The sequence below is a fragment of the Aquamicrobium terrae genome, from assembly GCF_052978165.1.
Map to the genome: position 1 here is coordinate 1,964,718 of NZ_JBRKLZ010000001.1, position 26,393 is coordinate 1,991,110.

Below are 26,393 nucleotides of genomic sequence, written 5' to 3' on the forward strand. Positions count from 1 at the left end.
ATTCACTCCGATAGAAGGACGCTCTTACCTGACGCTCAAATTGCGAATCTCAAGCACGACTCCTTCGGAATCGGTCGAACTGCCATGTTCTACCAGATCGAAGGACCAACGTTGACCGCTTTCTTCGACTTCCAACCGGTAATCCCGACCTTTGTGAAACAGGGCCGTGGCGCCGGCCAGCAGCCAGGGCGAAGCCAGCTCCAGAAGCAGGGGGAGCGAGGCCAGCGCCCGCGCCGTCACCACCTGCGGCTGGCCGACAATGCCGGGCGCGTCTTCGATCCGCCGCGCCACGATCCGGGCAGGCAGATTGAATTCCCCGACCATGGCCTGCAAAAAACCCGCCTTCTTGCGGTTGCTCTCGACGAGGTCGATCGCGCCACCCCGCTCCCGCATCAGGAAAGCAAGTACGAGACCCGGAAAGCCGCCGCCGGAGCCAAGGTCCAGCCATCTGGTTGCCGCCGGCGCCAGCGTGGCCAACTGGGCGCTGTCCACGATATGCCGCCCCCACACGTCGGAAAGTGTCGAGCTGGCGGCCAGATTGATCCGCTGATTCCATTTCAGGAACAGCGATTCGAATCGCACCAGTTCCTCGAACGTTTCACGTGAAACGGGTTCGACCGCTGCCCGCAGCGACTCATAACGCGGATCGGTCATGCCGCGCCCTTGCGATTGGCCTGTTCATGGTTGCGGATATGGGCAATGATGATGGCAAGCGCAGCCGGCGTCATCCCTTCGATGCGTTGCGCCTCGGCTATGGAACGTGGCTTCCTCAGTCCCATCTTCTGCTTCAGTTCGTTCGACAATCCGGGCAGGTTCCCGAAATTCAAATCGAATGGAATGAGCCTCGCCTCCTCGGTTTGGATGCGGGCCACATCCGCCTTCTGCCGTTCCATATAGACGGCATATTTGGCTTCAATTTCCAGTGCCTCGGCCGTCTTCCTGCCAATCTGCGCGAAGGCGGGATCGAGCTTCGACAGCCAGTCGACATCGACCTCCGCGTAGCTCAACAAATCATAGGCCGAGCGACGCACGCCATCCTGATTGATCGCCAAGCCATGGCGGGCAGCTTCGCGCGGCGTCAGTTCGATGCTTCTGGCGAGAGTCCGGGCGGCTTCGAGAGCCTTGCGAGCCTTCTCAAATCGCGCGCGGCGCTCGGCCGAAACAATTCCGAGTTCGATCGCCAGGGGTGTCAGCCGCGCGTCGGCATTGTCCGCCCGCAGCGACAGGCGGAACTCGGCCCGCGAGGTGAACATACGGTAAGGTTCGGTGACGCCGCGATGGATCAGATCGTCGATCATCACGCCGATATAGGCTTCGGTGCGGCTGACCGTGACCGGGCCCGCGCCCGATGCCTTGCGCGCCGCGTTGAGGCCGGCAACCAGTCCCTGGCCGGCTGCCTCCTCATACCCCGTTGTTCCATTGATCTGGCCAGCCAGAAACAGGCCACTTACCCGCCTGGTTTCAAGTGTCGCTTCAAGTTCGCGGGGATCGACATGATCATACTCGATCGCATAGCCGGGTTGCAGCATGACAGCAAGTTCGAGACCGGGGATCGTCTTGAGGATTTCAACCTGCACATCTACCGGCAAAGAGGTCGAAATGCCATTCGGATAGACCGTATGATCGTCCAATCCCTCCGGCTCCAGAAAGATCTGGTGCGTCTCGCGATCGCCGAACTTGACGATCTTGTCCTCGATGGACGGACAATAGCGCGGTCCGATACCTTCGATAGAACCGGAATACATGGCCGAGCGCCCGAGATTGGCCCGGATCAACTCATGGGTCGCCGTGGTCGTGCGGGTGATGCCGCATTCGATCTGCGGCACGGTAATTTTATCCGTCATCGACGAGAACGGCACCGGATCCTCATCCGCGGCCTGCATGTCGAGCGATGGCCAATCGATCGTCCGCCCATCCAGCCGGGGCGGTGTGCCTGTCTTGAGCCGGCCGAGCAGGAATCCTTCCCGCGCCATGGTCGCGGACAATCCGGATGTAGCCTGCTCGTTCATCCGGCCGGCAACGATCTTCCTGTCGCCGATATGGATCAGGCCGCGCAGAAAAGTCCCGGTGGTGAGCACCACGGCGCCGCAGCACAGCCGTTGCCCGTCGGCCAGCAGCACCGCCGCGACCTTGCCGTTCTCGATCTCCAGGTCGTGGACCTCGCCTTCGATCACATCAAGCCCGGCTTGCGCGCGCAATGCGGCCTGGACACCCAGCCTGTAGAGCTTGCGGTCGGCCTGCGTTCGAGGCCCGCGTACAGCCGGCCCCTTGCGGCGATTGAGCATACGGAACTGGATTCCGGCCTGATCAGCCACGCGTCCCATCAGCCCATCAAAGGCATCGACTTCCCGGACGAGTTGCCCTTTCCCGAGACCACCGATGGCCGGATTGCAGGACATCACGCCGATCTTGTCGGCATCCAGCGTTACCAGGACCGTGCGGGCGCCACTGCGCGCCGCCGCGCTGGCCGCTTCGCAGCCGGCATGCCCGCCACCAACGACGATGACATCGTAAGTCTGTTCCATTTCCAAATCTCTGTTCATGGATGACACATGTTCAACCGCATGGTGCCTGTCAATGGCTTGTGCAGGTGTTTCACGTGAAACGGGCGCGAGAAACCCTGCGGTGGAACTCGCCCTGTTTCACGTGAGTCAGCTTCATTGGCGGTGTTTCACGTGAGTCACTTGCCGATACAAAACTGTGCAAAGATGACATCCAGCAAATCCTCCACATCGATCACACCGGTGATGCGCCCAAGTCGATCCGTCGCCAGGCGCAATTCTTCCGCCCTGATCTCCAGGGGATGATGGGAGCCACTCAGCGCATTTCTCAAATGTCCAAGAGTGTCTTCCAGCAGTTCCACATGGCGCAGCCGTGACGGCAAAATGTCTCCGGCAACTTTCAGCCTCGCTTCGGTGCGCTTCCTGATCTCGTTCAGCAAGGGCTCGATGCCCGCTCCCGTCAGCGTTGAAATCCGGAAATCATGGCAGGCCCGGCCCTCGTGAGCCTCCACCAGATCCAGCTTGGTACCAACGGTGATTCTATCGACAGAAAGCCAATGTGTATCGATGGGCTGCGGGTCGACCAGATCTTCCAGCACCAGAGCAAGATCGGCGGCTTTGCCCCGCGCCTTCGCCTTTTCTATTCCGATGCTTTCCACCTTGCCGGCGCCCTCGCGCAGCCCGGCCGTGTCGGCAATCATCACCTTGAGCCCGTCGAGGTCCAGCGCCACTTCCAGAACATCGCGCGTGGTACCGGGCTCATCCGTGACGATGGCCGCCTCGCGGCGGGCCAGCGCATTGAACAGGCTGGACTTGCCGGCATTGGGCGCGCCCAGGATCGCCACCTTGAACCCGTCCTGGATGATTTCGGCGGCCGAAAACCCCTTGATGTGGCCCCCAATATCGTCGGCAAGGGTTGCCATGTCCGTCCAGATGGCAGACGCGACCGAACCCGGCACATCGCCCTCATCGGCAAAGTCAATTTCGGCCTCGATCATGGCCCGCGCATGAATCAGCCGCTGCCGCCATCCATTATAGAGCATGCTTTGCGCGCCATCGGCATTGCTTTGGGCAAAACGGCGCTGTGCCTCGGTGTCGGCATTGATCAGATCGGCCAGGGCCTCGGTCTGGACAAGGTCGAGCCTGCCGTTCAGGAAGGCACGGCGGGTGAATTCCCCCGGTTCGGCGTGACGGACTCCCGGTATGGCCGTGACCTCACGCAGGATTGCGGAAACGACGGCCTGGCCCCCATGCACCTGGAATTCGGCCACGTCCTCGCCGGTAAAGCTGTGAGGCGCCGGAAAGAACAGCGTCAATCCACGATCCAGTATCTCGCCGGCGGGAGAACGGAGGATTTGGAGCGTTGCCTTGCGGGGCGGCGGCACAGAACCGCAGATCGTTTCGACAACGAATCGAGTTTGCGGCCCGGAAAGGCGGAGGACAGCCACGCCGGCAGGCAGGCGACCACTCGACAGCGCCAGAATGGTTTCCCCGAAAATCATTTGCCCCTCGTCACGAACCGCACTACCACTTGGGTTCCTTTCAGCCAAAGGCGGCATCATGGCCCTACCGCCTCGCAACCTGCTTGCTGATGAGGCAAGCCCCTATCTGCAACAACACGCCGCAAATCCCGTGCATTGGCGGCCGTGGTCCCCTGCCGCGCTGCAGGAAGCCCGGGAACTCGACCGCCCGATCCTGCTGTCGGTCGGTTATGCCGCCTGCCATTGGTGCCATGTCATGGCCCATGAAAGCTTCGAGAGCCCGGACATTGCCGGCGTCATGAACCGTCTGTTCGTCAATATCAAGGTCGATCGCGAGGAGCGCCCGGATATCGACCAGCTCTATATGGCGGCGCTGACGGCCATGGGCGACCAGGGCGGCTGGCCACTCACCATGTTCCTCACGCCCGATGCGCAGCCGTTCTGGGGCGGCACCTATTTTCCGCCGCGCGCCCGCTTCGGCCGGCATGGCTTCGTCGAAATCCTGGAGGCGGTGTCCAACGCATGGCACAAGAAGCGCGCCGACATATTGCGCGGCGCCGGAACGCTGACCGCCCATGTCCAGGATAAGCTCGGCGCCACCCATGACAAGGGCACGATCCGGCCCGAAACCCTTCCCGATATCGCCGAGAACATCCATAACATGATCGATCGCGATGCAGGTGGCCTGAAAGGCGCGCCGAAATTCCCCAACGCGCCCTTCATGCACGCCCTATGGCTGTCCTATCTCAATACCGGCAATGCAGCGCATCGATCGGCCGTGCTCACCAGCCTTGAACACATGCTGGCCGGCGGCATCTACGATCATGTCGGCGGCGGGCTGGCGCGCTATTCCACCGACGCACAATGGCTGGTGCCGCATTTCGAGAAGATGCTTTACGACAATGCGCAATTGCTGCGGCTTGCCAACTGGGCCTATGCGGAATCGGGATCGGAATTGTTCCGGGTCCGAATCGAGGAAACTATTGCTTTCCTGCTCGACGAAATGCGGGTCGAGGGCGGCGCTTTCGCATCCAGCCTCGATGCCGACAGCGAGGGACAGGAGGGGCTGTTCTACACCTGGGAAGAAAGCGAGGTCGAAGAAGTTCTTGGTTCGGATTCATCCTTGTTTTTCAAATATTTTTCCCTTGCCAAGCCGCCCTCGTGGGAAGGCAAGCCGATCCTCTTCCAGACGCCCGACCAGGCTATGCAGGCCGTCGTGAATGCCGTGGAGCTGAAGCCGCTCAAGCAAAGACTCCTCTCGGCACGTGGAAAGCGGGTCCGGCCCGGGCTTGACGCCAAGGTGCTGACCGACTGGAACGGTCTGGCCATCGGCGCTCTCGCCGAATGCGGGCGCACCTTCGGCCAGCCGGATTGGATCGAAGCGGCGCGTATGGCCTTTGAACAGATTGTCGGCACCGCCCGGGGCGGGCGCCTGCCGCATTCGACACTGGGCAAGAAGGCGCAGTTTCCGGCGCTGTCGAGCGACTATGCCTCCATGGCCAATGCAGCCATTTCCCTGTTCGAGGCGACGCAGGAACCGGCCTTTATCAATCACGCCCGGCACTTCATGGGTGAGCTCGACCGCTGGCACGCGGACGATGGGGGGAGCGGGCATTATCTCAGTGCATCCGACAGCGAAGATGTGCCGGTCCGCATCCGCGGCGATGTCGATGAAGCCATTCCCTCCGCAACCAGCCAGATCATCGAGGCATTGGCACGGCTGGCCAGCGCCACCGGCGACACGGACATCCAGGAAAAGGCGTGGACGATTGCCGAATATGCCGCCGGCCGCGCCAGCCGGCAAAGCTACGGGCAGATCGGCATCTTCAATGCCTGCGAGCTGACCCGCGAGCCCCGCAAGCTGGTGATGGTCGACGATCCGGCAAGCCCTAAATTTGTTCCGGCGGCGAATCAATGCCCCGATCCGCGCCGGGTCGACCTTGTCCTGCCGCTCGGGCGGGATGTGGAGGTGAGCCTTCCGGGTGGCGTGGCGCCGTCTACGGAAAAGCCCTGCGCCTATCTGTGTACCGGGATTGTCTGTCTGCCGGTCATCGCAGACGCCGACACACTGGAAAAAGCATTGAAGGCGAGGCCATAGCCCCGCCTTCTGCAAAACGCGCCCGATCGGTTCCCGGTCAGGTGTTCATCGAATCGAAGAAATCCGAATTCGTCTTGGTCTGCTTGAGTTTGTCGATGAGGAACTCGATCGCATCGGTCGTGCCCATCGGCGCCAGGATGCGCCGCAGCACGAAGATCTTCTGCAGGTCCTGACGCGCAACCAGCAGGTCTTCCTTGCGGGTTCCGGACTTGAGAATGTCCATGGCCGGGAAGATGCGCTTGTCGGCCACCTTGCGGTCGAGCACGATTTCCGAGTTGCCGGTGCCCTTGAACTCTTCGAAGATCACCTCGTCCATGCGGCTGCCGGTGTCGATCAGCGCCGTGGCGATGATGGTGAGCGAACCGCCCTCCTCGATATTGCGCGCCGCGCCGAAGAAGCGCTTGGGGCGCTGCAGGGCGTTGGCGTCGACACCGCCGGTCAGCACCTTGCCGGAGGACGGCACGACCGTGTTGTAAGCGCGGCCGAGGCGGGTGATCGAATCGAGCAGGATGACGACGTCGCGGCCATGCTCGACCAGGCGCTTGGCCTTCTCGATGACCATTTCGGCCACCTGGACGTGGCGCGCGGCCGGCTCGTCGAAGGTCGAGGACACGACCTCGCCCTTCACCGAGCGCTGCATGTCGGTCACTTCCTCGGGCCGCTCGTCGATCAGCAGCACGATCAGATAGCATTCGGGGTGGTTGGTGGTGATCGAATGGGCGATGTTCTGCAACAGCACCGTCTTACCGGTGCGCGGCGGCGCCACGATCAGCCCGCGCTGGCCCTTGCCGAGCGGGGCGACCAGATCGATGACCCGCGGCGAGATGTCCTTGGTGGTCGGAATGTCGACCTCCATCTTCAGCCGCTCGTTCGGATAGAGCGGCGTCAGATTGTCGAAATGGATCTTGTGGCGGATCTTTTCCGGATCGTCGAAATTGATCGTGTTGACCTTGAGCAGCGCGAAATAACGCTCGCCCTCCTTCGGGCTGCGGATCGGCCCCTCGACGGTGTCGCCGGTTTTCAGCGAAAAGCGGCGGATCTGCGAGGGCGAGATGTAGATGTCGTCCGGGCCCGGCAGATAGTTGGCGTTGGCCGAGCGCAGGAAGCCGAAACCGTCCTGCAGCACTTCCACGACACCGTCACCGATGATCTCGATATCCTGCGCCGCCAGCTTCTTGAGGATGGCGAACATCAGCTCCTGCTTGCGCATGACGCTGGCATTCTCAACCTCGAGCGATTCGGCATAGGCGATCAGCTCTGGCGGCTTCTTGTTCTTGAACTCTGCGAGTTTCATTTCCTGCATGGCGGGACTCTGGGTGTGCTGAGCGGATTATCGGCGGATGCGATGATGTGCCGAGGCGGTCGATGTGGTGAAAACCAACGGCGCAAGGCAAAAGGGAGGAATGTCCTTTTACCGCCGCGCCGGCCAAAGAGCAATATGGCTCGTTCACAGCGCGACGCGGGAAGGCCAGATCCGGATTGAACGAAAATCCGCTGCAATTACAAAAGGATAGACCGTCAGAACGGCTTGACGATCACCAGAATGACGATGGCGATCATCAGCAAGGTAGGAACTTCATTGACGATCCGCCAGTGCCGGGCCGGCTTTTCATTGCGGTCCTCGTCGAACTTGCGCACCGCTGCCGACAGATAGCCATGCAGGCCGGACATCGCCAGGACGGCCGCGATCTTGGCGTGCAGCCAGCCGCCCTGGAACCCGAACCCCTTCCATGCCAGCCACAGGCCGAGAACCCATGTCGCCGTCATTGCCGGGTTGATGATGGCGCGCAGCAGGCGCCGCTCCATCACCTTGAAGGTCTCGGACTGCACCGAGCCCTTTTCAGCGCCGGCATGATAAACGAACAGGCGCGGCAGGTAGAGCATTCCCGCCATCCACGCGATGACCGCGATGACATGGAAGGCCTTGATCCAGTTGTAGAGATCCTCGGAGGCGACAAGCAACAGAACCGCGGCCAGGGCGGCCAGGACGAGAATCCCCACCACCGCCCGCAGCGCCGCATTGCGGTTGCTTGCCCGGATATCCGTCATCGGCTGGCTCCCTCCCTCACCTGTCTCACCATCGCCTCGACATGGGCGACCGGCGTCTCCGGAACGATGCCATGGCCGAGGTTGAAAATGAACGGTCCATCCTTCAATGCGTCGAGGATCGCTGCCACGCCGTCCGAAAGCGCCTTGCCGCCGGCCACCAGCCTGAGCGGGTCGAGATTGCCCTGCACCGCCCCTTCCCGTTGCAGGGCGGCCGCCTGCGACAGCGGCACCGACCAGTCGAGGCCGAGCCCCGCCACGCCCGTCTTGCGACGGTAGGAAGTGTAGTTGGCCCCTGCGCCCTTGGGAAAACCGATCACCGGAACCTCGGGATGGGCTTCATGCACTTTGCGCACAATGCGGGCGACCGGCTCCACGCAGAAGGCCTCGAACGAGGCCTCATCAAGGACGCCGGACCAGGAATCGAAAATCTGCACCGTGTCGGCGCCGGCCTCGATCTGCCGGATGAGATAGGCGGCGGACTGGTCCGCCAGCACGTTCAGGAGCTTCCGGAAGGCCTCTGGCTCGCGATAGGCGAACAACCGCGCCGGCGCCTGGTCGGGCGTGCCGTGGCCGGCGATCATATAGGTGGCGATGGTCCAGGGAGCGCCGCAGAAGCCGATCAGCGTCGTCTCGTCCGGCAATTGCCGGCGCAGGCGCCGCACCGTCTCGTAGACCGGCTCCAGATTCACGTGAAACGTTTCGGCGTCGAGCGCACCGATCTCGCCGGCCGTGATCGGCGTCATCAGCGGCCCGCGTCCTTCCTCGAAGCGCAGATCGCGGCCGAGCGCATGCGGAACGACAAGGATATCCGAAAACAGGATCGAAGCGTCGAAGCCGAAACGCTCGATCGGCTGCAGCGTCACCTCGACGGCGCGGTCGGGATTGTAGCAGAGGTCGAGGAAGGAGCCAGCCTGTTTCCGGGTCTCGCGGTATTCGGGCAGGTAGCGCCCGGCCTGGCGCATCATCCACAGCGGCGGCGGGAAAACCGCCTCGCCCTTCAGGACCCGCATCATCTTCCGGTTGCCGCTCATTGCGTCTCGCTTTCAGGAGCCAAATCTAAAAACAAATCTCTAAATGAGAGAATCTTCTGATTCTAAGAGTCTGTTGGAATCGGTGATTGTGATCTTTCCCGGTTCGCCGCCGTGAAAGCCATTCAGCATTTTGTCGCGACCGGGCTTGTCCAGCCCGTACAATGCTGGGGATCGTCGCCAAAACACAAGCTGAATCAAGCGGATTCAGGAAGAGATGCAAATTCCGGCCTGTGGATGGCGCACGGGCTTCCGGTTTTCTCCACGGTCTTGTCCCCAGCCCGGGAGAAAAATGCACGCACCCGCGAATTGTGGACAAGGCGGCATCTGATACAGTCGCGCCCGGCGAGCCGTGGATTTTCTCCCGCCTTGTCCACAGTCGCCCACAGAGCCGGATGTATAGTGTGAACAAGCCGCAAAGTTTCTTCCATCTGCATATGATCTCGGACGCCACCGGCGAAACGCTGCTTGCGGCGGGGCGCGCGGCTTCTGCCCAGTACAAGGATGCGCGGGCGATCGAGCACATCTATCCGCTGATCCGCAACGAGAAGCAGCTGATGAAGGTGTTCGAGGAGATCGAGGAGGAGCCCGGGATCATCCTCTATACGGTGGTGGACCAGAAGCTGGCGCGGCTCATCGACGAGCATTGCGTCACCATGGGCCTGCCCTGCGTGTCGGTGCTGGAGCCGGTGCTGACCGTGTTCCAGTCCTATCTCGGCACGCCGGCCGGGCGCAGGGTTGGCGCCCAGCATGTGCTGGATGCGGATTACTTCCGGCGCATCGATGCGCTCAACTTCACCATGGAGCATGATGATGGGCAATTGCCGCTCGACATGGACGATGCCGATGTCGTGCTGATCGGCATTTCGCGCACCTCCAAGACGCCGACCAGCATCTACCTCGCCAATCGCGGCATCAAGACCGCCAATATCCCCATCGTGCTCGGCGTTCCTGTGCCGGACAGCCTGGTCAAGGCAAAGAAGCCGCTGGTCGTCGGGCTGGTGGCGACGGCCGAGCGTATCTCGCATATCCGCCAGAACCGCACCCTCGGCAGCACCAGCGGATTCGAGGGCGGCACCTATGTCGACCGGGCTTCGATTACCGAAGAACTCGCCTATGCGCGCAAGATCTGCACGCGCTACAATTGGCCGATGATCGATGTCAGCCGCCGGTCGATCGAGGAGACGGCGGCCGCCATTCTTGCCCTGCGCAGCAAGAGCCGGTAATCGCTGGCTGCCTTGCAACAGAAGCCGAAAGGTCCGCCCATGACCGAGAAACTGATCCTCGCCTCCGGCAGCCCGTTCCGCAAGGCGATGCTGGTCGATGCCGGGCTCGATGTCGAGGCCGTGCCGGCGAAGATCGACGAGCGGGCCGTGGAAGCGCCGTTGCAGGACAGCGGTGTGTCCCCCGAGGACGTGGCGGCGATCCTCGCCGAGGCCAAGGCGGTGGAAGTAAGCGAAAGACGGCCGGGCGCGCTGGTGCTGGGATGCGACCAGACGCTTTCGCTCGGCGACAGGCTGTTTCACAAGCCGGCCGATATGGAAGGCGCCCGCCGCCATCTGCTCGCCCTGTCCGGCAAGACCCATCAGTTGAACAGCGCCGCCGTTCTGGTGCGCGACGGCGCGGTGCTGTGGCGCCATGTCGGCATCGCCAACCTCACCATGCGCCAGCTCGATCCGGCCTCCATCGGTCGCCATCTGGCGAAAGTCGGCGACACGGCCCTGTCCAGCGTCGGTGCCTACCAGATCGAGGGCGCAGGCATTCAGCTCTTCGAAAAGGTCGAGGGCGACCATTTCACCATTGTCGGCCTGCCGCTGCTGCCGCTGCTTTCCGAACTGCGCCGGCTGGGAGCCATCGATGGCTGAGAACGCGAACAGGGCCTTCGTCATCGGCCATCCCATCGCCCATTCGCGCTCGCCGAAGATCCATGGCCACTGGCTGAAGAGCTACGGTCTTGCCGGCAGCTATGAGGCGATCGACGTCGCGCCGGGCGATCTGGCAGGTTTCATTGCCGCATTGCGGGAAAACGGCTTTCGCGGCGGCAACGTCACCATCCCGCACAAGGAAGCGGTGTTCGAACTCGTCGACCGGATCGATACGGCTGCCGAACGGATCGGTGCCGTCAACACGCTGTGGTTCGAGGACGGCCGCCTGTGGGGCGGCAATACGGACGCACATGGCTTTGCCGCCAATCTCGACGAACATGCTCCCGGCTGGGCCGCCAACGGGCCGGCCGTCGTGCTTGGCGCCGGTGGCGCGGCGCGCGCCATCATTTATGCGCTGAAGGAGCGCGGGGTGCGCGACATCCGCATTCTCAACCGCACCCTCGAACGCGCCGGGGACCTGCGCGACCGTTTTGGCAAGGGCATCAGCGCCCATCGGCTGGAAGCCGCCGGCGAATTGCTGGCCGATGCCGGTCTTCTGGTCAACACCACGGCGCTCGGCATGCATGGCAATGAAGGCCTGCCTGCCGATCCCGCGGCCTTGCCGGACAAGGCCATCGTCACCGACATCGTCTATGTGCCCCTGGAGACGCCGCTGCTGGCCGCTGCCCGGGCGCGTGGCCTTGCCTGCGTCGACGGGCTCGGCATGCTGCTCCATCAGGCCGTTCCCGGCTTCGAACGCTGGTTCGGCAAACGTCCCGAAGTGACGGCGGAATTGCGCGATCTCGTGCTGGCCGATCTGGGAGTGGCGGCATGATCGTGCTCGGCCTCACCGGCTCCATCGGCATGGGCAAGTCCACTGCCGGAAAGATGTTCCGCGAGGCGGGCGTGGCGGTGCACGATTCCGACGAGGCCGTGCACCGTCTCTATGCCGGAGCTGCCGCACCGCTGGTCGAGGCCGCGTTCCCCGGCACCACCGTCGACGGCGTGGTCGACCGCGCCGCCCTCGGCAAGCTGGTCTTCGGCGACCCGGTCGCACTGAAGAAGCTGGAGGCGATCGTGCATCCGCTGGTGCGGGCCGACGCCGATGAATTCCTGGCCCGGCAACGCGCCGCCGGCGCCAGGCTCGCGGTGCTCGACATTCCCCTGCTGTTCGAGACCGGCGGCCGCGACCGCGTCGACAAGGTCGCGGTCGTCTCGGCGCCGGCCGAGGTCCAGCGCGAGCGGGTGCTGGCGCGTCCGGGCATGACGGCGGAGCGCTTCGAGGCGATCCTTGCCAAGCAGGTGCCGGACGCCGAAAAGCGCCGCCTGGCCGACTATGTCATCGACACCTGCCGGGATTTCGACGTCACCCGCGCCCGCATCGGGGAAATCATCGCGGACCTGACAGGGGAAAAGACGGCAGCGTCCGATGGCTGAACTTGCCGCGTGCCGGGCTTTTGCGCATGGTTCAGGCAAGGAGCGATTCGGTGCGTGAAATCATTTTCGATACGGAAACCACGGGGCTCGATGCGCGCGAAGACCGCATCATCGAGATCGGCGGCGTCGAACTGGTGAACCGGTTCCCGACCGGGCGCACCTTTCACAAGTACATCAACCCGCAGGGCCGCCAGATCCACCCCGACGCGCAGGCCGTGCACGGCATCAGCGCCGCCGACCTAGCCGGCAAGCCGACCTTTCCTGAGATCGCCAAAGAATTCATGGCCTTCGTGGACGGCGCCAGGCTGGTCGCCCACAACGCCAATTTCGACATCAACTTCATCAATGCCGAGTTCGCCCGCCTCGGCCATCCGCCGGTGGTGTCCGACCTGGTGGTCGACACGCTGGCGCTGGCCAAGCGCAAGCATCCGATGGGGCCGAATTCGCTCGATGCGCTGTGCCGCCGCTACGGCATCGACAACAGCCATCGCACCAAGCACGGCGCCCTGCTCGATTCCGAGCTTCTGGCCGAAGTCTATATCGAGTTGATCGGCGGCAAGCAGGCGGCGCTCGTGCTGGACACGGTGGTCGCGGTCGGCGTGGAAGAGGTCAGCATCGACATGGCCGAGGTCCGGATCGGCAGCCGTCCCTCGCCGCTGCCGTCGCGCCTCAGCGAGGCGGACCGCGCCGCCCATGCGGCGCTGGTCGATTCGATGGGGGAAAAGGCGGTCTGGCTGCAGGCCCTCGGCCGGCCGGCGGCCTGACAAAATAACCTGTTGTTTTCAATATATTTTCTATGAAAAAACCCGGCGCGAGGCCGGGTTTTTCGTATCGTCATTCCGGCTGCGGCTCAGCTCACCTGAACCTTGGCGGCGGCCTGGTCCTCGGCCAGCTTCTGCTGGAACATCTGCGCGAAGTCGATCGGATCGAGCATCAGCGGCGGGAAGCCGCCGTTGCGGGTCGCGTCGGCGATGATCTGGCGTGCGAAGGGGAACAGCAGGCGCGGGCATTCGATGAACAGGATCGGCAGCATGTGCTCCTGCGGGAAGCCGTCGATGTTGAACACGCCGCCATAGACCAGCTCGACATTGAACAGCACGTCCTTGTCGACCGTGGCCTTGGCCGTCAGCGACAGGTTCACGTCGAACTGCTTTTCCGACAGCGGATTGGCGTTGACGTTGACGTTGATGGCGATGCCGGGCGCCTTGTCGCGGCCGCGCAGCGAATTCGGGGCGCCGGGGCTCTCGAAGGACAGGTCCTTCACATACTGCGCCAGCACGTTGAGGGTCGGCTGGGTTCCATTGCCGTTTCCGGCGGTGGCTTTCTTGTCGTTCTCGTCGGCCATGAGCCCTGTTCCTGTTTTCGGACCGTCCGGCCCCGATGTGGATTCGCGGGGTTGGCTATCACGACCGGTCAGTCAACACAAGGTTTTGACCGCCGGCCGTCCCGTCCCGCCTCTATTCCTCGGGAAGCCGTCGCCAGGGCGAATCCGCGTCGGGCCGTCCGCCTCCCTGGCCGCTGCGCTGGAAATCCTCGCTGTCGAGATCGATGGTGCGCCCATCGCGTCCGCGCCGGAAGCCGGAGGCGCTGAACTGGCCGGTGAAGACGACGCGGCGCCCGAACAGCCGCCAGAACAGGGCCCGTACCGGCGGCAGGAGGACAAGCAGGCCAATGGCGGAGGTGATGAAGCCCGGGACGATGAGCAATATGGCGGCCACCACCGCCATGGCGCTGGTGGCGAGCTGGAGGCTGGGGTCCTCGCCCTTTTCCATCGCCGCGCGTACCTTGTTCATCGCCCCCAGCCCCTGATGGCGCAGGAGCAGGCTGCCGGCCACGCTTGAGGCGATGACGAGGCCGACCGTGGCCAGCGCCCCGATCTGCTTGCCGACAAGGACGAAAGCGGCGATCTCCAGGAGCGGAAGCAGGAGAAAGAGCACGGGGAAGAAGGAAACACGCAAAATCGTAACCGTTTGCTGGTCGTTTACGCCTTCGGCGTCATTTGCCGCTGGCACTGGTCCCTACAGATAGGTATGCGTGCCTTTGATTTGAATGATTGTGTCTCGCGTTCTATATGCTTTGATAGGATGACGCCAGACGCGGTGCTGTGCGTTCGGTGCAGCGTAAAGGGATCGATTGGCGCGCGATGGAATTTTTCGACTTCGGCACGATTTTCTTCCTGGTCGCGGCGGTGGTGATCTTCTTTCAGCTGCGCAATGTGCTTGGCCGCCGCACCGGCAGTGAGCGCCCCCCCTTCGATCCCTATTCCGCGCGCAAGCAGGACAAGCCCGCCGCAGGCGATGCCGACAATGTCGTCGCCCTGCCGCGCAACAAGCGCGGCGAAGCCGCGGCCGAGACCTATGCGGCCATCGATGCGCTGGCCAGGCCCGAGACCGAGCTGAACAAGGGCCTGCGCGCCATCAAGGATGCCGATGCCAGCTTCGAGCCGAAGGGCTTCGTCGACGGTGCCAAGATGGCCTATGAAATGATCGTGATGGCCTATGCGGACGGCGACCGCAAGACGCTCAAGAACCTGCTGTCGCGCGAGGTCTATGACGGTTTCGTCGCGGCGATAGCCGAGCGTGAGGGCCGTGGCGAGAAGATCCAGTCCTCCTTCGTCGGCATCGACAAGGCCGAGATCGTCTCGGCGGAGATGAAGGGGGGCGAGGCCCACGTGACCTTGCGCATCGTTTCGGAACTGATTTCGGCCACCCGCGACAAGGCCGGCGATATCGTCGATGGCGATCCGGACACGGTGGCCGAGGTCAAGGATGTGTGGACCTTCGCGCGCGACACCCGCTCGCGCGATCCGAACTGGAAGCTGGTCGCCACCGAAGCCGAAGACTGACCGGCTGGGCGCTGCGTCCCGTGCCGGAAGCCCGAGTTCCCGAAAGCCCGCCAGGTCCCTTCCGCCGTGTCGGCTTCGGCGCGCTTCCCGGCTGGCAGGACGACGACCAACTTGCCGCCTTCGCGGCGTTCCGGCGTTCCGCCGAACATGCAAGCAAGAAGCCCTATCGCACCGGTGCGCTCGGCATCCGGTTCGAGGCTTTCGCCGACACCTATGACGCGGCGCTAACCGTTTCGCCGGCGAATCGTATCGAGGCGCGCGCCTTCTTCGAGCGCCATTTCGTGCCCCTGCATGTGAGGCCGGATCATGGCGATCACGGGCTTGTGACCGGCTTCTACGAACCGCAGGTCGAGGCTTCGCCGGTCAGGACAGCCCGTTTCACCGTGCCGCTGCTGGCCCGCCCGTCCGATCTCGTCGACATCGACGACGCCAATCGCCCGCCCGGCCTGGACCCCTATCTGGCCTTTGCCCGCGTCACGTCGCAGGGGCCGGTCGAATATCACGACCGCGCGGCCATCGAGGGCGGTGTGCTGGCCGGACAGGGCCTCGAGATCGCCTGGCTGGCCGACAAGGTCGATGCTTTCTTCGTCCACGTGCAGGGCGCGGCGCGGCTCGCCATGACCGACGGGCGCAGCATCCGCGTCACCTATGCCGCGAAATCCGGGCAGCGCTTCACCGGGCCGGGCGGGGTCCTGGCCGATCTCGGTGAAATTCCGCTGGCCGAGGTCACCATGCAGTCGATCCGGGCCTGGTTCCGCCGCAACCCGCAGCGCGTGGACGAAATCCTGTGGCGGAACCGCTCCTATATCTTCTTTCGCGAGGCGCCGGTGGACGATCCGACGCTCGGGCCGGTGGCGGCGGCCAAGGTGCCGCTGACGCCGGGGCGCTCGGTTGCCGTCGATCGCCTGCTGCATACCTTCGGCACGCCCTTCTATATCGACGCGCCGGACCTTCTCGCCTTCGGGCAAAAACCCTTCCGCCGGCTGATGGTCGCGCAGGACACCGGCTCGGCCATCGTCGGCACCGCGCGCGGCGACCTGTTCGCCGGATCGGGCGATGCGGCCGGCGAGATCGCCGGCGTGGTGCGCCATCGGGCCGATTTCTACGCTCTTGTGCCGCAGCAGATCGCGGACCATCTGTCGTCCGTTACGGATACGAATCGATGACGCGACGGCCGCAAAAGACGCTGAGCGACGAGGACCGGGTCCTGTGGAGCCTGGTGGCCCGCACGGCCGTGCCGCTCAAGGGCCGGGCGGGGCCGCCGGCCGAGGCACCCGGACCGGCGGCGGGCGGGCCTCCGCCTCCCGCCCCGGTTTCCGGTGCACCGGCGGCCTCCGCGCCGGCAAAGCCGGTGCCGCCGCCGCCCCGTCATCTCGACCGCCCGACCCTCGACAAGCTGGCCAAGGGCCGGCTGCCGATCGAGGCGCGTGTCGATCTCCACGGCATGACGCAGGACGAGGCCTATTCCCTGCTGTTTTCGTTCCTGCACCGCGCCCATGCGGCCGGGCTGCGCTATGTGCTGGTCATCACCGGCAAGGGCGCGTCGTCGGGTGGCGACGGCGTGCTGCGCCGCTCGGTGCCGGGCTGGCTGGCGACATCGGCCTTCCGCATGCTCGTGTCGAGCCACGAGCATGCCGCCCGCCATCACGGCGGCGCGGGCGCGCTTTACGTGCGCCTGCGCAAGGTCCGGTGAGGAGGCTTCGATGACGCCGCTGGGCGAAAAGATCCGCGAGTTGCGACAGGAACGCGGCGCCAGCCAGAAGGAGATGGCGGCGGCCATCGGCGTCAGCCCCGCCTATCTGTCGGCGCTGGAGCATGGAAGGCGCGGCGCGCCGAGCTGGACCCTGATCCAGAAGATCATCGGCTATTTCAACATCATCTGGGACGAGGCGGAGGAATTCCAGCGCATCGCCCAGGCCTCGCATCCGCGCGTCAAGGTCGACACCTCCGGCCTGTCGCCGGCGGCGACGGAACTGGCCAACCTGCTGGCCGAGAACATCGCACGCATGGACGAGGCCGAAATCCGCGCCATCACCGCCCGCATCCGGGACGTGCTGGCGCGCCGCCGCTGAATTTAGTCAGGCATCGCGGACCTGATAGTCCTTCACCGTCGTGAAGCGGATCGCCTTCCAGCGCTCGGCCTCGTAGTTCAGCGAGAATTCGTGCTGGGCGAGGAACACCGGATCGTCGTCGAGGTCGCGGGCGATGTCGCCGCGATGCGCCTCCATGAACCGCGTCAGCTCGACCTGTTCGTCGGCGTCGATCCAGCGGCAGACGGAGAAGCGCGACACCTCGAAATCGACCGGCAGGCCGTATTCGATGTTGAGCCGTTCCTTCAGCACGTCGAGCTGCAACGCGCCGACCACGCCGACGATGGCCGGCGAGCCGTCTTCCGGCGTGAAGAGCTGCACCACCCCTTCCTCGGCCATCTGGTGCAGCGCATCCTTCAGCTTCTTGGCCTTCATGGCGTCGCCGAGGCGCACGCGGCGCAGGATTTCCGGGGCGAAGTTGGGCACGCCGCGGAACAGGATGTCCTCGCCCTCGGTCAGCGTGTCGCCGATGCGCAGCGTGCCGTGGTTGGGAATGCCCACCACGTCGCCGGCATAGGCCTCGTCGGCGGTGATGCGCGAGCGGGCGAAGAAGAATTGCGGCGCCGACAGCGACATCGGCTTGCCGGTGCGCACCAGCTTGGCCTTCATGCCGCGCTGCAATATGCCGGAGCAGACGCGCACGAAGGCGATGCGGTCGCGGTGGTTGGGGTCCATGTTGGCCTGGATCTTGAAGACGAAGGAGGTCATCCTGTCCTCCGTCGCCTCGACCGTGCGGCTGTCGGCCTCCTGCGCGCGCGGCGGCGGCCCGTAGGCGCCCAGCGCCTCGATCAGGTCGCGCACGCCGAAATTGCGCAGCGCCGAGCCGAAATAGACCGGCGTCAGATGACCCTCGCGGAAGGCCTCGAGATCGAACGGCCGGCATGCCTCGCGCGCCAGCTCCACCTCTTCGATGAAGGCCGGGCGGTCGTTCTCCGGCAGCAGGCCGGCGGCGCGGTTGGAGTCCGGCCCGTGCACGGGGGTGCGCTCGGTCTCGGCATCGCCGCGCCGCACCGCGTTCTCGGCGAGATGATAAGTGCCGGCGAAGGTCTTGCCCTGCCCGATCGGCCAGGTCACGGGCGCGGTGTCGAGCGCCAGCTTCTCCTCGATCTCGTCGAGGATCTCGAAGGTGTCGCGCGCCTCGCGGTCCATCTTGTTGACGAAGGTGATGATGGGAATGTCGCGCAGGCGGCAGACCTCGAACAGCTTCAATGTGCGCGGCTCGATGCCGCGCGCCGCATCGATGACCATCACGGCGGCGTCGACCGCGGACAGCGTGCGATAGGTATCGTCGGCGAAGTCCTCGTGGCCCGGCGTGTCGAGCAGGTTGAAGACGTTGTCGCCATATTCGAAGGTCATCACCGAGGTGACCACCGAAATGCCGCGCTCGCGCTCGATCTTCATCCAGTCGGAGCGGGTCTGGATCTTGTCCTTCTTGGCCTTCACCTCGCCGGCGAGCTGGATGGCGCCGCCGAACAGAAGCAGCTTTTCCGTCAGCGTCGTCTTGCCGGCGTCCGGGTGTGCGATGATCGCGAAGGTGCGACGGCGCTTCACCGCTTCTTGAATTGTCTCGGCCATGTCTGGAATCCCGTCTGGTGGCGGGCTTCTAGCAACAACCGGTCGGGCTGTCGAACGGAAATGGTGCCGGGGCGGGCCTCGGCTATGTGGTCTGTGCTGGTCTATTCCGGCGGGCTGCTGTAAGCGGAACCGCCGGGGCGCATGCCGTGGAGGTCGCGTCCCGGCTGTTCGTCCGTTCCCGCCAGGTCCACTCTCGATAGGAAAGCTGCCATGTCCTCCCCCACCGCTTCCGTCATCGGCCCCACCGTCGGCTTCGTGCGCCTGCCGCATGCGGCAGGCCTGCCCCTGCCCGCCTATGAAAGCGCCGGCGCCGCCGGCATGGACCTGCGCGCCGCCATTCCCGAGGATCGCTCGATCCTGATCCTGCCCGGCAAACGGGCGCTGGTGCCGACCGGCCTGATCATGGAAATACCCGAAGGCATGGAAGGCCAGGTGCGGCCCCGCTCCGGCCTGGCGCTGAAGCACGGCATCACCTGCCTCAACACGCCCGGCACCATCGACAGCGACTATCGCGGCGAGGTCCAGGTGCTGCTGGTCAATCTCGGCGACGAGGATTTTTCGGTCAGCCGTGGCATGCGCATCGCCCAGATCGTCTTCGCCCCGGTCACCCATGTGCGCACCGAGGAGCGCGAGCTGGCCGGCGACACCGGGCGCGGCGCGGGTGGCTTCGGCTCGACCGGAACCGCTTGACCCGCGGCATCCCGGCTGGCCCCATCGGTTTCGTTTGCCCGGTCCCGTCGGCGGCGATAGGATCGCCGCGATGATCACATCCGGGGTTTGGCCATGGACAAGGGCACGGTCTTTCGGGAACTGCACGCTTCCACCTTCATCATCCCCAATCCATGGGACATCGGAACAGCCAGGCTGTTGCAATCCCTGGGCTTCAAGGCGCTGGCCACGACCAGCGCCGGCTTCGCCTTCTCGCGCGGCCTGCCCGATGGCGGCGTCGCCTTCGAGGCGATGATCGCCCATTGCAAGGACATCGTCGGAGCGACCGACCTGCCCGTCTCGGCCGATCTGGAAAAGGGCAAGGGCGACAGCCCCGAAAGCGCGGCCGAAACCATTTTCGCGGCGGAGGCGGCGGGGCTTGCCGGTTGCTCGCTGGAGGATTTTTCGGGTGACGAGAGCACGCCGATCTACGATTTCTCCCATGCGGTGGAGCGTGTGGCGGCGGCCGTCGAGGCGGCGCGGGCGCTGAAACACGATTTCGTGCTCACCGCGCGGGCCGAGAACTTCCTGCACGGCCGTCCCGATCTCGACGACACGATCCGGCGATTGCAGGCCTTCGAGAAGGCCGGGGCGGATGTGCTCTATGCGCCGGGCCTCACCGAAATCGATCAGGTGCGCACGCTCTGCGCCGCGCTGGAAAAGCCGGTCAACGTGCTGGCAATGCCGGCCTTCACCATGGCCGCGCTAGCCGAGGCGGGCGCAAGGCGTATCTCGCTCGGCTCCAAGCTGACCGCCTGCGCCTTCGGTGCCGTGGAGAGGGCGGCGAAGGAAATGCTGGAGAAGGGCAGCTTCGCCTTCGCCGGCGATGCCATGGCCTATGGCCGGTTGCAGGCCATGTTCGCGGAAGACGCCTGACGATGGCGGCGGAAGTGCTGACCGTCACCGACATGCACACCGGCGGCGAGCCGGTCCGCATCGTCACCGGCGGCTATCCGCCGATCCCGAAGGGCACCATCCTGCAAAAGCGCGCCTATGTGCGCGAGCATCTCGACCATTTGCGCAGGCTCCTGATGTTCGAGCCGCGCGGCCATGCCGACATGTATGGCGCGCTGCTGGTCGAGCCGGACCTGCCGGACGCCGACTTGGCCGTGCTGTTCATGCACAATGAGGGCTATTCCACCATGTGCGGCCACGCCGTCATCGCGCTCGGCCGCTATGCGGTGGACACCGGCATGGTGGCGGCCAGCGAACCGGTGACCACGGTCAGGATCGAGGCGCCCTGCGGCCTCGTCGTCGCCTCGGTCGAGGTCCGCGACGGCAAGGCCGGCGCCGTCTCGTTCGAGAGCGTGCCCGCCTTTCTGTTCGCCGGCGACCGCAGCATCGATCTCGGTCCCTACGGAACGATACGCTTCGACGTCGCCTATGGCGGGGCCTTCTATGCGCTGGCCGACTGCCGCCAGTTCGGGCTTGCCTTCGGCGCCAACCGGGTGCGCGATTTCGTCGATGCGGCGACGGCGCTGACCGACCGGCTGAAGGCCGGTTTCCCGCTCGCCCACCCCGATCATGACGACCTCGCCTTCCTCTACGGCACCATCCTGACCGATGGCGGCGATGCCTTTGCGGACCGGCCGACGCGCAATGTCTGTGTGTTCGCCGAAGCCGAGGTGGACCGCTCGCCGACCGGATCGGGCGTCACCGCGCGGCTGGCGGTCATGCATGCCAAGGGCCAGATCGAACCCGGCCGGGCGCGCGTCTTCGAAAGCATCGTCGGCTCGCGATTTACGGGTGAGGTCGCCCGCACCACGCGTGCCGGCCCGCATGCGGCGATCGTCGCCCGCGTCGGCGGCCGGGCCTTCTATTCGGGCAAGGCCGAATTCACCCTGGAAGCGGACGACGAACTCGGCCGCGGTTTCCTGCTGCGTTGATCGGTTTGCCCGATCCGCGGACATCGTCGTGCCGAGGCTTTGCAAAGCCTGCGCCATGCTCTACCACCCATGCGGATTTCAGGGGCGCGGGGCCGCGCCGGAAAGGCCCGAACCGGAGAGGAATGAATGCCGGAATATGACGTGCTGTGCATCGGCAATGCCATTGTCGATATCATCGCCCAGAGCGACGAGAGCTTCCTCGCCGAGAACGGCATCATCAAGGGGGCGATGAACCTCATCGATGCGGAGCGCGCCGAATTGCTCTATGCGCGCATGGGGCCGGCCGTCGAGGCCTCCGGCGGCTCGGCCGGCAACACGGCCGCCGGCATCGCCAGCTTCGGCGGCCGCGCCGCCTTTGCCGGCAAGGTCGCCGACGACCATCTGGGCGGCATCTATGCCCACGACATCCGCGCGCTGGGCGTGGCCTTCGACACGAAACCGCTCACCGGCACGCCGCCCACCGCGCGCTGCATGATCTTCGTCACGCCGGACGGCGAGCGCTCGATGAACACCTATCTCGGCGCCAGCATCGAGTTCGGCCCGCAGGACGTGGACACCGAAAAGGCCAGCGGTTCCAAGGTGGTCTATTTCGAGGGCTATCTGTGGGACCCGCCGCGCGCCAAGGAAGCGATCCGCGAGGCGGCGCGGCTGGCCCATGCCGCCGGCCGGGAAGTGGCGATGACGCTTTCGGACAGCTTCTGCGTCGACCGCTACCGCGACGAGTTCCTCGACCTGATGCGCAGTGGCACGGTCGACATCGTCTTTGCCAACGACCACGAATTGCGGGCGCTCTACCTGACAGCGTCCCTGGAAACGGCCATCGAGGCCATCCGCAGGGATTGCCGGCTGGCGGCCGTCACCTGTTCGGAAAAGGGCTCGACGATCGTCGAGGGCGAGCGGACGATCCCGATCGAAGCGATCGCCATCGACGAGCTGGTCGACACCACCGGTGCCGGCGACCTCTACGCCGCCGGCTTCCTGTTCGGCTATACGCAGGGGCGTTCGCTCGAGGACTGCGGCAAGCTGGGCTCGCTCGCCGCCGGCCTGGTCATCCAGCAGATCGGCCCGCGCCCGCGCCAGAATTTGCGCATCGAGGCCGAGCAGGCCGGGTTGTTGTAATCAGCTTCCCAGCTCGATGGAACGCTTGCGCGCCGCCTCGACGGCCTCGGTCAGCAGCCGCGTCAGCCGCTCCTCGCCCATCAGCACGTCGAGCGCGGCGGCGGTGGTGCCCTTGTAGCTCGTCACCTGCTGGCGCAGCACGCCGGGTTCCTCGCCGCTTTCCGCCGCCATGACGGCCGCGCCGTAGACCGTCTGCACGGCCAGCCGCGCCGCCGTCTCGGCTGGCAGGCCGGCGGTTCTGGCCGCGGCGGTCAGCGCCTCGATGAAATGGAACACATAGCCGGGGCCCGAGCCGGACACCGCCGTCACCGCATCCATCAGCTTCTCGTCGTCGATCGATGCCACCTCGCCGCTGGCGGTGAGGAGGTCGGCCACGAACCGGCGGGCTTCCGCGCCGACATGGGCGTTGGCGTAGACCACCATCATGCCCTTGCCGATGGCGGCGGGAATGTTGGGCATGCAGCGGATCACCGGCGTGTTTTCGCCGAGCAGGCTTTCGAAGGTGGCGACGCTGGTGCCGGCGGCAATGCTGACGAAGGTGGTGGCGCCGTTGCCGAAGCGCGCATAGTCGGCCAGCACGTCGCGGATGGCCTGCGGCTTGACTGCGATCGCCACGATTTCGGGCGCAATGTCTGCGGGAAGCCCGTCGGCGCCGGATGCCGTGATGCAGCCGAGGGCCGCCGCCCGGTCGCGGAAGGCGTCGTTGGGCTCGACCACCACGATGTCGCCGGCCGCGATCCGGCCGGAGCCGACCCAGCCGGCCAGCATTGCGTAGCCCATATGGCCGCAGCCGACGAGAACAAGCCTTGCAGTCATTCCATTCCTCCCAGCTGTCGGGAGTTTTCATAACCCGGACAGCTTCGGCTGGAAAGCGTGCTGGAGGTCAGCCCCCGGACTTCGGCACCAAGAGCGGCACGATGCGTTCGCTGGCGCTGACCTCGGGGCGCTGCACGGTGCCGTAGGGTATGCCCAGCGCATTCCAGGTTTCGACCAGCGCATCGCGCAGTTCGAGGATCAGCGCGTCGGAATGGAAGGGCGTCGGCGTGATGCGCAGCCGCTCCGTGCCGCGCGGCACGGTCGGGTAGTTGATCGGCTGGATATAGATGCCGTGCACGCCGAGCAGCCGGTCGCTGGCCATCTTGCACAGCTCCGGGTCGCCGACCAGCACCGGCACGATATGGGTCACCGAAGACATCACCGGCAGGCCGGCGTCGCCGAGGATCTGCTTGGCGCGCGCCGCCTGGCGCTGCTGGGCGTCGCGCTCGCCCTGCGAGGACTTGAGATGGCGGATCGAGGCCGTCGCGGCCGCCGCAAGCGCCGGCGGCAGGGCCGTGGTGAAGATGAAGCCCGGCGCGTAGGAGCGTACGGCATCGACCACGGCGCTGGTGCCGGTGATGTAGCCGCCCAGCGTGCCGAACGCCTTGGCGAGCGTTCCCTCGATCACGTCGATGCGATCGGCCAGCCCTTCGCGCTCGGTGATGCCGCCGCCGCGCGGTCCGTACATGCCCACCGCATGGACCTCGTCGATATATGTCATGGCGTTGTACTTGTCGGCGAGGTCGGCGATTTCCTTGATCGGCGCGATGTCGCCATCCATCGAATAGACGCTCTCGAACACGATCAGCTTGGCGCGCTCGCGCCCGGCCTGCTGCAGCAGGCTTTCCAGATGAGCGACGTCATTGTGGCGGAAGATGCGCTTTTCCGCGCCGGAGCGGCGCACGCCCTCGATCATCGAGGCGTGGTTCAGCTCGTCGGAGAGGATGAGGCAGTTGGGCAGCAGCCGGGCGATGGTGGAGATCGCTGCCTCGTTGGAGACGAAGCCGGAAGTGAACACCAGCCCGGCCTCCTTGCCGTGCAGGTCGGCCAGTTCGCTTTCCAGTTCGACCAGCGGATTGCTGGTGCCGGAGATGTTGCGGGTGCCGCCGGCGCCCGAGCCCATGCGCCCGGCCGCGTCCTGGAAGGCGGTGACCACCTTCGGGTGCTGGCCCATGCCCAGATAGTCGTTGGAGCACCAGACGGTGATCTCGCGCGTGTCGGCGCCGGTGCGCCACAGCGCGCGCGGAAACTTGCCGACCATGCGCTCCAGATCGGCGAACACGCGATAGCGGCGCTCGGCATGAAGCTGGTCGATGGCGTCTTCGAAGAACCTTTGATAGTTCATTTTCGAGTCCCGTTCGAGCAATTCCGGGAAAACAAGGGGAATGGCTTTCCGTACGGAATTGCGCATGACAAAGATGCAGGGCAGCTACGCAGTTTCAAGGAAAGCGGGACTGCTCAGGTTGATACGATCATAATGCCGGCCGCCGCCGGCGTCCACGCAGGCCGTTCGGTCAAAATGCCACGCCTGCGGGGGGGGCGGAATCCTGGAGAGGCTTGGATGAAGATACTGGTTCTGGGCGCCGGTGCGGTCGGCACGGCGGCCGCCTATTATCTGGCCCGCGACGGGCATGAGGTCACCGTCGTCGAGCGCCATGCGGCGCCGGCCTCCGGCACCAGCTACGCCAATGCCGGCCTGGTCTCGCCGGGCGACGCCACCGCATGGGCCTCGCCCGAGGCTCTCAGGACGTTCGTGCTCGGCATGTTCAATCACGACCTCGGCATCAAGGTCCGGCTCGGTCGCGACCCCTATCTGCTGGCGTGGAGCCTGCGCTTCCTGCGCCAGTGCACGCTGGCCGCCAAGCGCGCCAACACCTTGTCGAAGCTGAGGCTGGCGCTCTATTCGCGCGACAGCATCAACGCGCTTACCGAGGAGACCGGCATCGCCTATGACGACCGGCGCAAGGGCATCCTCTATCTCTACCGCAGCCGCGAAAGCCTCGATGCGGCCCTGCCGAACTATCGCTATCTGGCCGATCACGGCCTGCCGATCGAGATCGTCGACGCGGAGCGGGCGGCCGAGATCGATCCGGGCCTTTCCGCCGGCCGCCGTCAGTTCGCCGGCGCCGTCTATTCGCCGACCGACCAGACAGGGGATTCGCGCCTGTTCGTCACCAGGCTGGCGGACCATGCCGCCGAGAAGTTCGGCGTGGAGTTCCGCTTCGGCACCACGGTCGAGGGGCTCGACATCGAGGGCGACGGGGTGCGGGCCGTGCGCACCGATGCCGGGCCGCTGGCGGTCGACATCGTCGTCATCGCCATGGGGCCGGAAAGCGGCCTGCTCGGCCGCCGCCACGGGCTCGACCTGCCGGTCTATCCGGTGAAGGGCTACGCGGCGACGATACCCCTGGAGGACGAGGCCCGGGGCCCGACCATGGGCGGCGCCGACGAGGACCGCTATGTCGCCTATTCGCGCCTCGGCAACCGGCTGCGGCTCTCCTGCACGGCCGAGTTCACCGGTTTCGACCGCTCGTTCCAGCCTGCGAATTTCGCCGCCATGTTCCGCACGGCACGCGAGATTTTCCCCGGCGCCTTCGATGAAGCCAGGGCGGAACTGTGGGCGGGCCTGCGCCCGATGATGCCCAGTTCGGTGCCGGTGCTCGGCCGCGCCCGCTATCGCAACCTTTACCTCGACACCGGCCATGGCCATCTCGGCTGGACCATGGCCGCGGGGTCCGGCCGCCTGCTTGCCGACCTCGTCGCCGGACGCCCGCCCGAGATCGACACCACCGGCCTGCTCTACGGGAAGTGACCGCATCCGGACCGATTTGGGTTGACGGGGGAGCCCATCTGGTCATGTTACGGCTCTCGCGAAATGCGCTGGCAAGGAGAGAA

Annotated in this window: 26 protein-coding genes; 15 read left to right on the forward strand and 11 right to left on the reverse strand. The window is 65.1% G+C overall.

All coding sequences use genetic code 11. The features are described 5' to 3' along the window. Positions 1-24: 24 nt before the first annotated feature. The 3 genes from rsmG to mnmE all read right to left on the reverse strand — a co-directional run bounded on the left by rsmG (position 25) and on the right by mnmE (position 4,003). Positions 25-654, reverse strand: a complete 630-nt coding sequence (gene rsmG / locus ACVCNR_RS09880; RefSeq protein WP_447074625.1) for a 16S rRNA (guanine(527)-N(7))-methyltransferase RsmG — start codon at positions 652-654, stop codon at positions 25-27. Then, positions 651-2,525 carry a tRNA uridine-5-carboxymethylaminomethyl(34) synthesis enzyme MnmG gene (mnmG, locus tag ACVCNR_RS09885; RefSeq protein ID WP_447074626.1) on the reverse strand — a complete coding sequence of 625 codons (1,875 nt, stop codon included), beginning with the start codon at positions 2,523-2,525 and terminating at the stop codon, positions 651-653. The genes rsmG and mnmG overlap by 4 nt, the downstream gene beginning before the upstream one ends. A 155-nt stretch (positions 2,526-2,680) precedes the next feature. Beyond that, positions 2,681-4,003: a tRNA uridine-5-carboxymethylaminomethyl(34) synthesis GTPase MnmE gene (mnmE, locus tag ACVCNR_RS09890; protein ID WP_447075672.1), complete on the reverse strand. Its 1,323-nt coding sequence runs from the start codon at positions 4,001-4,003 to the stop codon at positions 2,681-2,683. A gap of 58 nt (positions 4,004-4,061) precedes the next feature. On the opposite strand from mnmE, the gene ACVCNR_RS09895 reads away from it, so the two are divergent. Then, positions 4,062-6,080 (forward strand): thioredoxin domain-containing protein, encoded by a 2,019-nt coding sequence (locus ACVCNR_RS09895; protein WP_447074627.1) that lies wholly within the window; start codon positions 4,062-4,064, stop codon positions 6,078-6,080. Between the two features lie 37 nt (positions 6,081-6,117). Here the strand turns inward: ACVCNR_RS09895 and rho are convergent, their stop codons facing one another. From rho to hemE, 3 genes are all read right to left on the reverse strand, one after another. Continuing rightward, entirely contained in the window at positions 6,118-7,383 is a 1,266-nt protein-coding gene (rho, locus tag ACVCNR_RS09900) for a transcription termination factor Rho (RefSeq protein ID WP_354193169.1), read from the reverse strand. 215 nt (positions 7,384-7,598) lie between these two features. After that, a complete protein-coding gene (hemJ, locus tag ACVCNR_RS09905; protein WP_447074628.1) occupies positions 7,599-8,129 on the reverse strand; it encodes a protoporphyrinogen oxidase HemJ in 531 nt (176 codons plus the stop codon). Beyond that, positions 8,126-9,160, reverse strand: a complete 1,035-nt coding sequence (gene hemE, locus ACVCNR_RS09910) for a uroporphyrinogen decarboxylase (protein ID WP_447074629.1) — start codon at positions 9,158-9,160, stop codon at positions 8,126-8,128. Before hemE ends, hemJ begins: the two co-directional genes overlap by 4 nt. A gap of 401 nt (positions 9,161-9,561) precedes the next feature. Here hemE and ACVCNR_RS09915 point away from each other — a divergent pair, with 401 nt between their 5' ends. From ACVCNR_RS09915 to dnaQ, 5 genes are read left to right on the forward strand one after another with little or no spacing between them, the layout of a single operon-like run. After that, positions 9,562-10,383, forward strand: coding sequence for a pyruvate, water dikinase regulatory protein (locus ACVCNR_RS09915; RefSeq protein WP_447074631.1), 822 nt, complete (start codon positions 9,562-9,564; stop codon positions 10,381-10,383). Positions 10,384-10,422: 39 nt separating this feature from the next. Next, the gene (locus tag ACVCNR_RS09920; protein ID WP_447074633.1) at positions 10,423-11,022 is read left to right on the forward strand and encodes a Maf-like protein; all 600 of its coding nucleotides are present in this window, start codon (positions 10,423-10,425) and stop codon (positions 11,020-11,022) included. Then, positions 11,015-11,857 carry a shikimate dehydrogenase gene (locus tag ACVCNR_RS09925; RefSeq protein WP_447074635.1) on the forward strand — a complete coding sequence of 281 codons (843 nt, stop codon included), beginning with the start codon at positions 11,015-11,017 and terminating at the stop codon, positions 11,855-11,857. Before ACVCNR_RS09920 ends, ACVCNR_RS09925 begins: the two co-directional genes overlap by 8 nt. Further along, positions 11,854-12,459 (forward strand): dephospho-CoA kinase, encoded by a 606-nt coding sequence (gene coaE / locus ACVCNR_RS09930; RefSeq protein ID WP_447074637.1) that lies wholly within the window; start codon positions 11,854-11,856, stop codon positions 12,457-12,459. Before ACVCNR_RS09925 ends, coaE begins: the two co-directional genes overlap by 4 nt. A gap of 50 nt (positions 12,460-12,509) precedes the next feature. Continuing rightward, positions 12,510-13,223: a DNA polymerase III subunit epsilon gene (gene dnaQ / locus ACVCNR_RS09935; RefSeq protein ID WP_447074639.1), complete on the forward strand. Its 714-nt coding sequence runs from the start codon at positions 12,510-12,512 to the stop codon at positions 13,221-13,223. Between the two features lie 86 nt (positions 13,224-13,309). On the opposite strand, the gene secB is transcribed toward dnaQ, so the two are convergent. Then, on the reverse strand, positions 13,310-13,804 hold the full coding sequence (gene secB, locus ACVCNR_RS09940; RefSeq protein ID WP_447074640.1) for a protein-export chaperone SecB: 495 nt from the start codon (positions 13,802-13,804) through the stop codon (positions 13,310-13,312). A 112-nt stretch (positions 13,805-13,916) separates the two neighbouring features. Beyond that, positions 13,917-14,417, reverse strand: a complete 501-nt coding sequence (locus tag ACVCNR_RS09945) for an FxsA family protein (RefSeq protein WP_447074642.1) — start codon at positions 14,415-14,417, stop codon at positions 13,917-13,919. Between the two features lie 185 nt (positions 14,418-14,602). Here ACVCNR_RS09945 and ACVCNR_RS09950 point away from each other — a divergent pair, with 185 nt between their 5' ends. Genes ACVCNR_RS09950 through relB form a run of 4 tightly spaced genes read left to right on the forward strand, consistent with a single transcriptional unit; the run spans position 14,603 to position 17,376 of the window. Continuing rightward, complete coding sequence (locus ACVCNR_RS09950) at positions 14,603-15,304, forward strand: Tim44/TimA family putative adaptor protein (RefSeq protein ID WP_354193157.1); 702 nt, start codon at positions 14,603-14,605, stop codon at positions 15,302-15,304. Between the two features lie 20 nt (positions 15,305-15,324). Then, positions 15,325-16,470: a murein transglycosylase A gene (gene mltA / locus ACVCNR_RS09955; protein ID WP_447074644.1), complete on the forward strand. Its 1,146-nt coding sequence runs from the start codon at positions 15,325-15,327 to the stop codon at positions 16,468-16,470. Further along, positions 16,467-16,997 carry a Smr/MutS family protein gene (locus ACVCNR_RS09960; protein ID WP_447074645.1) on the forward strand — a complete coding sequence of 177 codons (531 nt, stop codon included), beginning with the start codon at positions 16,467-16,469 and terminating at the stop codon, positions 16,995-16,997. The genes mltA and ACVCNR_RS09960 overlap by 4 nt, the downstream gene beginning before the upstream one ends. Before the next feature lie 10 nt (positions 16,998-17,007). Next, positions 17,008-17,376: a type II toxin-antitoxin system RelB family anti-toxin gene (relB, locus tag ACVCNR_RS09965; protein ID WP_447074647.1), complete on the forward strand. Its 369-nt coding sequence runs from the start codon at positions 17,008-17,010 to the stop codon at positions 17,374-17,376. 6 nt (positions 17,377-17,382) lie between these two features. Here relB and ACVCNR_RS09970 read toward each other — a convergent pair whose 3' ends face one another. Then, positions 17,383-18,969, reverse strand: coding sequence for a peptide chain release factor 3 (locus tag ACVCNR_RS09970; protein ID WP_447074649.1), 1,587 nt, complete (start codon positions 18,967-18,969; stop codon positions 17,383-17,385). Positions 18,970-19,179: 210 nt separating this feature from the next. On the opposite strand from ACVCNR_RS09970, the gene dut reads away from it, so the two are divergent. From dut to ACVCNR_RS09990, 4 genes are all read left to right on the forward strand, one after another. After that, entirely contained in the window at positions 19,180-19,659 is a 480-nt protein-coding gene (gene dut / locus ACVCNR_RS09975) for a dUTP diphosphatase (protein WP_447074650.1), read from the forward strand. Between the two features lie 93 nt (positions 19,660-19,752). Beyond that, the gene (locus ACVCNR_RS09980) at positions 19,753-20,553 is read left to right on the forward strand and encodes an isocitrate lyase/PEP mutase family protein (RefSeq protein WP_354193148.1); all 801 of its coding nucleotides are present in this window, start codon (positions 19,753-19,755) and stop codon (positions 20,551-20,553) included. Positions 20,554-20,555: 2 nt separating this feature from the next. After that, positions 20,556-21,563 carry a proline racemase family protein gene (locus tag ACVCNR_RS09985; protein ID WP_354193146.1) on the forward strand — a complete coding sequence of 336 codons (1,008 nt, stop codon included), beginning with the start codon at positions 20,556-20,558 and terminating at the stop codon, positions 21,561-21,563. Positions 21,564-21,689: 126 nt separating this feature from the next. Beyond that, positions 21,690-22,682 (forward strand): adenosine kinase, encoded by a 993-nt coding sequence (locus ACVCNR_RS09990; protein WP_354193144.1) that lies wholly within the window; start codon positions 21,690-21,692, stop codon positions 22,680-22,682. Here the strand turns inward: ACVCNR_RS09990 and proC are convergent, their stop codons facing one another. Together proC and hemA are read right to left on the reverse strand one after the other, a co-directional pair. Further along, the gene (proC, locus tag ACVCNR_RS09995) at positions 22,683-23,498 is read right to left on the reverse strand and encodes a pyrroline-5-carboxylate reductase (RefSeq protein WP_447074652.1); all 816 of its coding nucleotides are present in this window, start codon (positions 23,496-23,498) and stop codon (positions 22,683-22,685) included. 67 nt (positions 23,499-23,565) lie between these two features. Then, complete coding sequence (hemA, locus tag ACVCNR_RS10000; protein WP_447074653.1) at positions 23,566-24,843, reverse strand: 5-aminolevulinate synthase; 1,278 nt, start codon at positions 24,841-24,843, stop codon at positions 23,566-23,568. 216 nt (positions 24,844-25,059) lie between these two features. Here hemA and ACVCNR_RS10005 point away from each other — a divergent pair, with 216 nt between their 5' ends. Then, on the forward strand, positions 25,060-26,310 hold the full coding sequence (locus ACVCNR_RS10005) for a D-amino acid dehydrogenase (protein WP_447074654.1): 1,251 nt from the start codon (positions 25,060-25,062) through the stop codon (positions 26,308-26,310). Positions 26,311-26,393 lie beyond the last annotated feature (83 nt).

What these genes read in the sequence shown, in the direction of transcription:
- ACVCNR_RS09925 (WP_447074635.1), top strand. Translation starts at nt 11,015, where the DNA reads ATGGCTGAGAACGCGAACAGGGCCTTCGTCATCGGCCATCCCATCGCC.
- hemE (WP_447074629.1), bottom strand. Translation starts at nt 9,160, where the DNA reads ATGAGCGGCAACCGGAAGATGATGCGGGTCCTGAAGGGCGAGGCGGTT.
- hemJ (WP_447074628.1), bottom strand. Translation starts at nt 8,129, where the DNA reads ATGACGGATATCCGGGCAAGCAACCGCAATGCGGCGCTGCGGGCGGTG.
- ACVCNR_RS09920 (WP_447074633.1), top strand. Translation starts at nt 10,423, where the DNA reads ATGACCGAGAAACTGATCCTCGCCTCCGGCAGCCCGTTCCGCAAGGCG.
- rho (WP_354193169.1), bottom strand. Translation starts at nt 7,383, where the DNA reads ATGCAGGAAATGAAACTCGCAGAGTTCAAGAACAAGAAGCCGCCAGAG.
- ACVCNR_RS09990 (WP_354193144.1), top strand. Translation starts at nt 21,690, where the DNA reads ATGCCGGAATATGACGTGCTGTGCATCGGCAATGCCATTGTCGATATC.
- ACVCNR_RS09980 (WP_354193148.1), top strand. Translation starts at nt 19,753, where the DNA reads ATGGACAAGGGCACGGTCTTTCGGGAACTGCACGCTTCCACCTTCATC.
- ACVCNR_RS10005 (WP_447074654.1), top strand. Translation starts at nt 25,060, where the DNA reads ATGAAGATACTGGTTCTGGGCGCCGGTGCGGTCGGCACGGCGGCCGCC.
- mnmE (WP_447075672.1), bottom strand. Translation starts at nt 4,003, where the DNA reads ATGATTTTCGGGGAAACCATTCTGGCGCTGTCGAGTGGTCGCCTGCCT.
- dut (WP_447074650.1), top strand. Translation starts at nt 19,180, where the DNA reads ATGTCCTCCCCCACCGCTTCCGTCATCGGCCCCACCGTCGGCTTCGTG.
- ACVCNR_RS09970 (WP_447074649.1), bottom strand. Translation starts at nt 18,969, where the DNA reads ATGGCCGAGACAATTCAAGAAGCGGTGAAGCGCCGTCGCACCTTCGCG.
- ACVCNR_RS09950 (WP_354193157.1), top strand. Translation starts at nt 14,603, where the DNA reads ATGGAATTTTTCGACTTCGGCACGATTTTCTTCCTGGTCGCGGCGGTG.
- ACVCNR_RS09960 (WP_447074645.1), top strand. Translation starts at nt 16,467, where the DNA reads ATGACGCGACGGCCGCAAAAGACGCTGAGCGACGAGGACCGGGTCCTG.
- ACVCNR_RS09895 (WP_447074627.1), top strand. Translation starts at nt 4,062, where the DNA reads ATGGCCCTACCGCCTCGCAACCTGCTTGCTGATGAGGCAAGCCCCTAT.
- secB (WP_447074640.1), bottom strand. Translation starts at nt 13,804, where the DNA reads ATGGCCGACGAGAACGACAAGAAAGCCACCGCCGGAAACGGCAATGGA.
- ACVCNR_RS09985 (WP_354193146.1), top strand. Translation starts at nt 20,556, where the DNA reads ATGGCGGCGGAAGTGCTGACCGTCACCGACATGCACACCGGCGGCGAG.
- hemA (WP_447074653.1), bottom strand. Translation starts at nt 24,843, where the DNA reads ATGAACTATCAAAGGTTCTTCGAAGACGCCATCGACCAGCTTCATGCC.
- relB (WP_447074647.1), top strand. Translation starts at nt 17,008, where the DNA reads ATGACGCCGCTGGGCGAAAAGATCCGCGAGTTGCGACAGGAACGCGGC.
- rsmG (WP_447074625.1), bottom strand. Translation starts at nt 654, where the DNA reads ATGACCGATCCGCGTTATGAGTCGCTGCGGGCAGCGGTCGAACCCGTT.
- coaE (WP_447074637.1), top strand. Translation starts at nt 11,854, where the DNA reads ATGATCGTGCTCGGCCTCACCGGCTCCATCGGCATGGGCAAGTCCACT.
- mnmG (WP_447074626.1), bottom strand. Translation starts at nt 2,525, where the DNA reads ATGGAACAGACTTACGATGTCATCGTCGTTGGTGGCGGGCATGCCGGC.
- proC (WP_447074652.1), bottom strand. Translation starts at nt 23,498, where the DNA reads ATGACTGCAAGGCTTGTTCTCGTCGGCTGCGGCCATATGGGCTACGCA.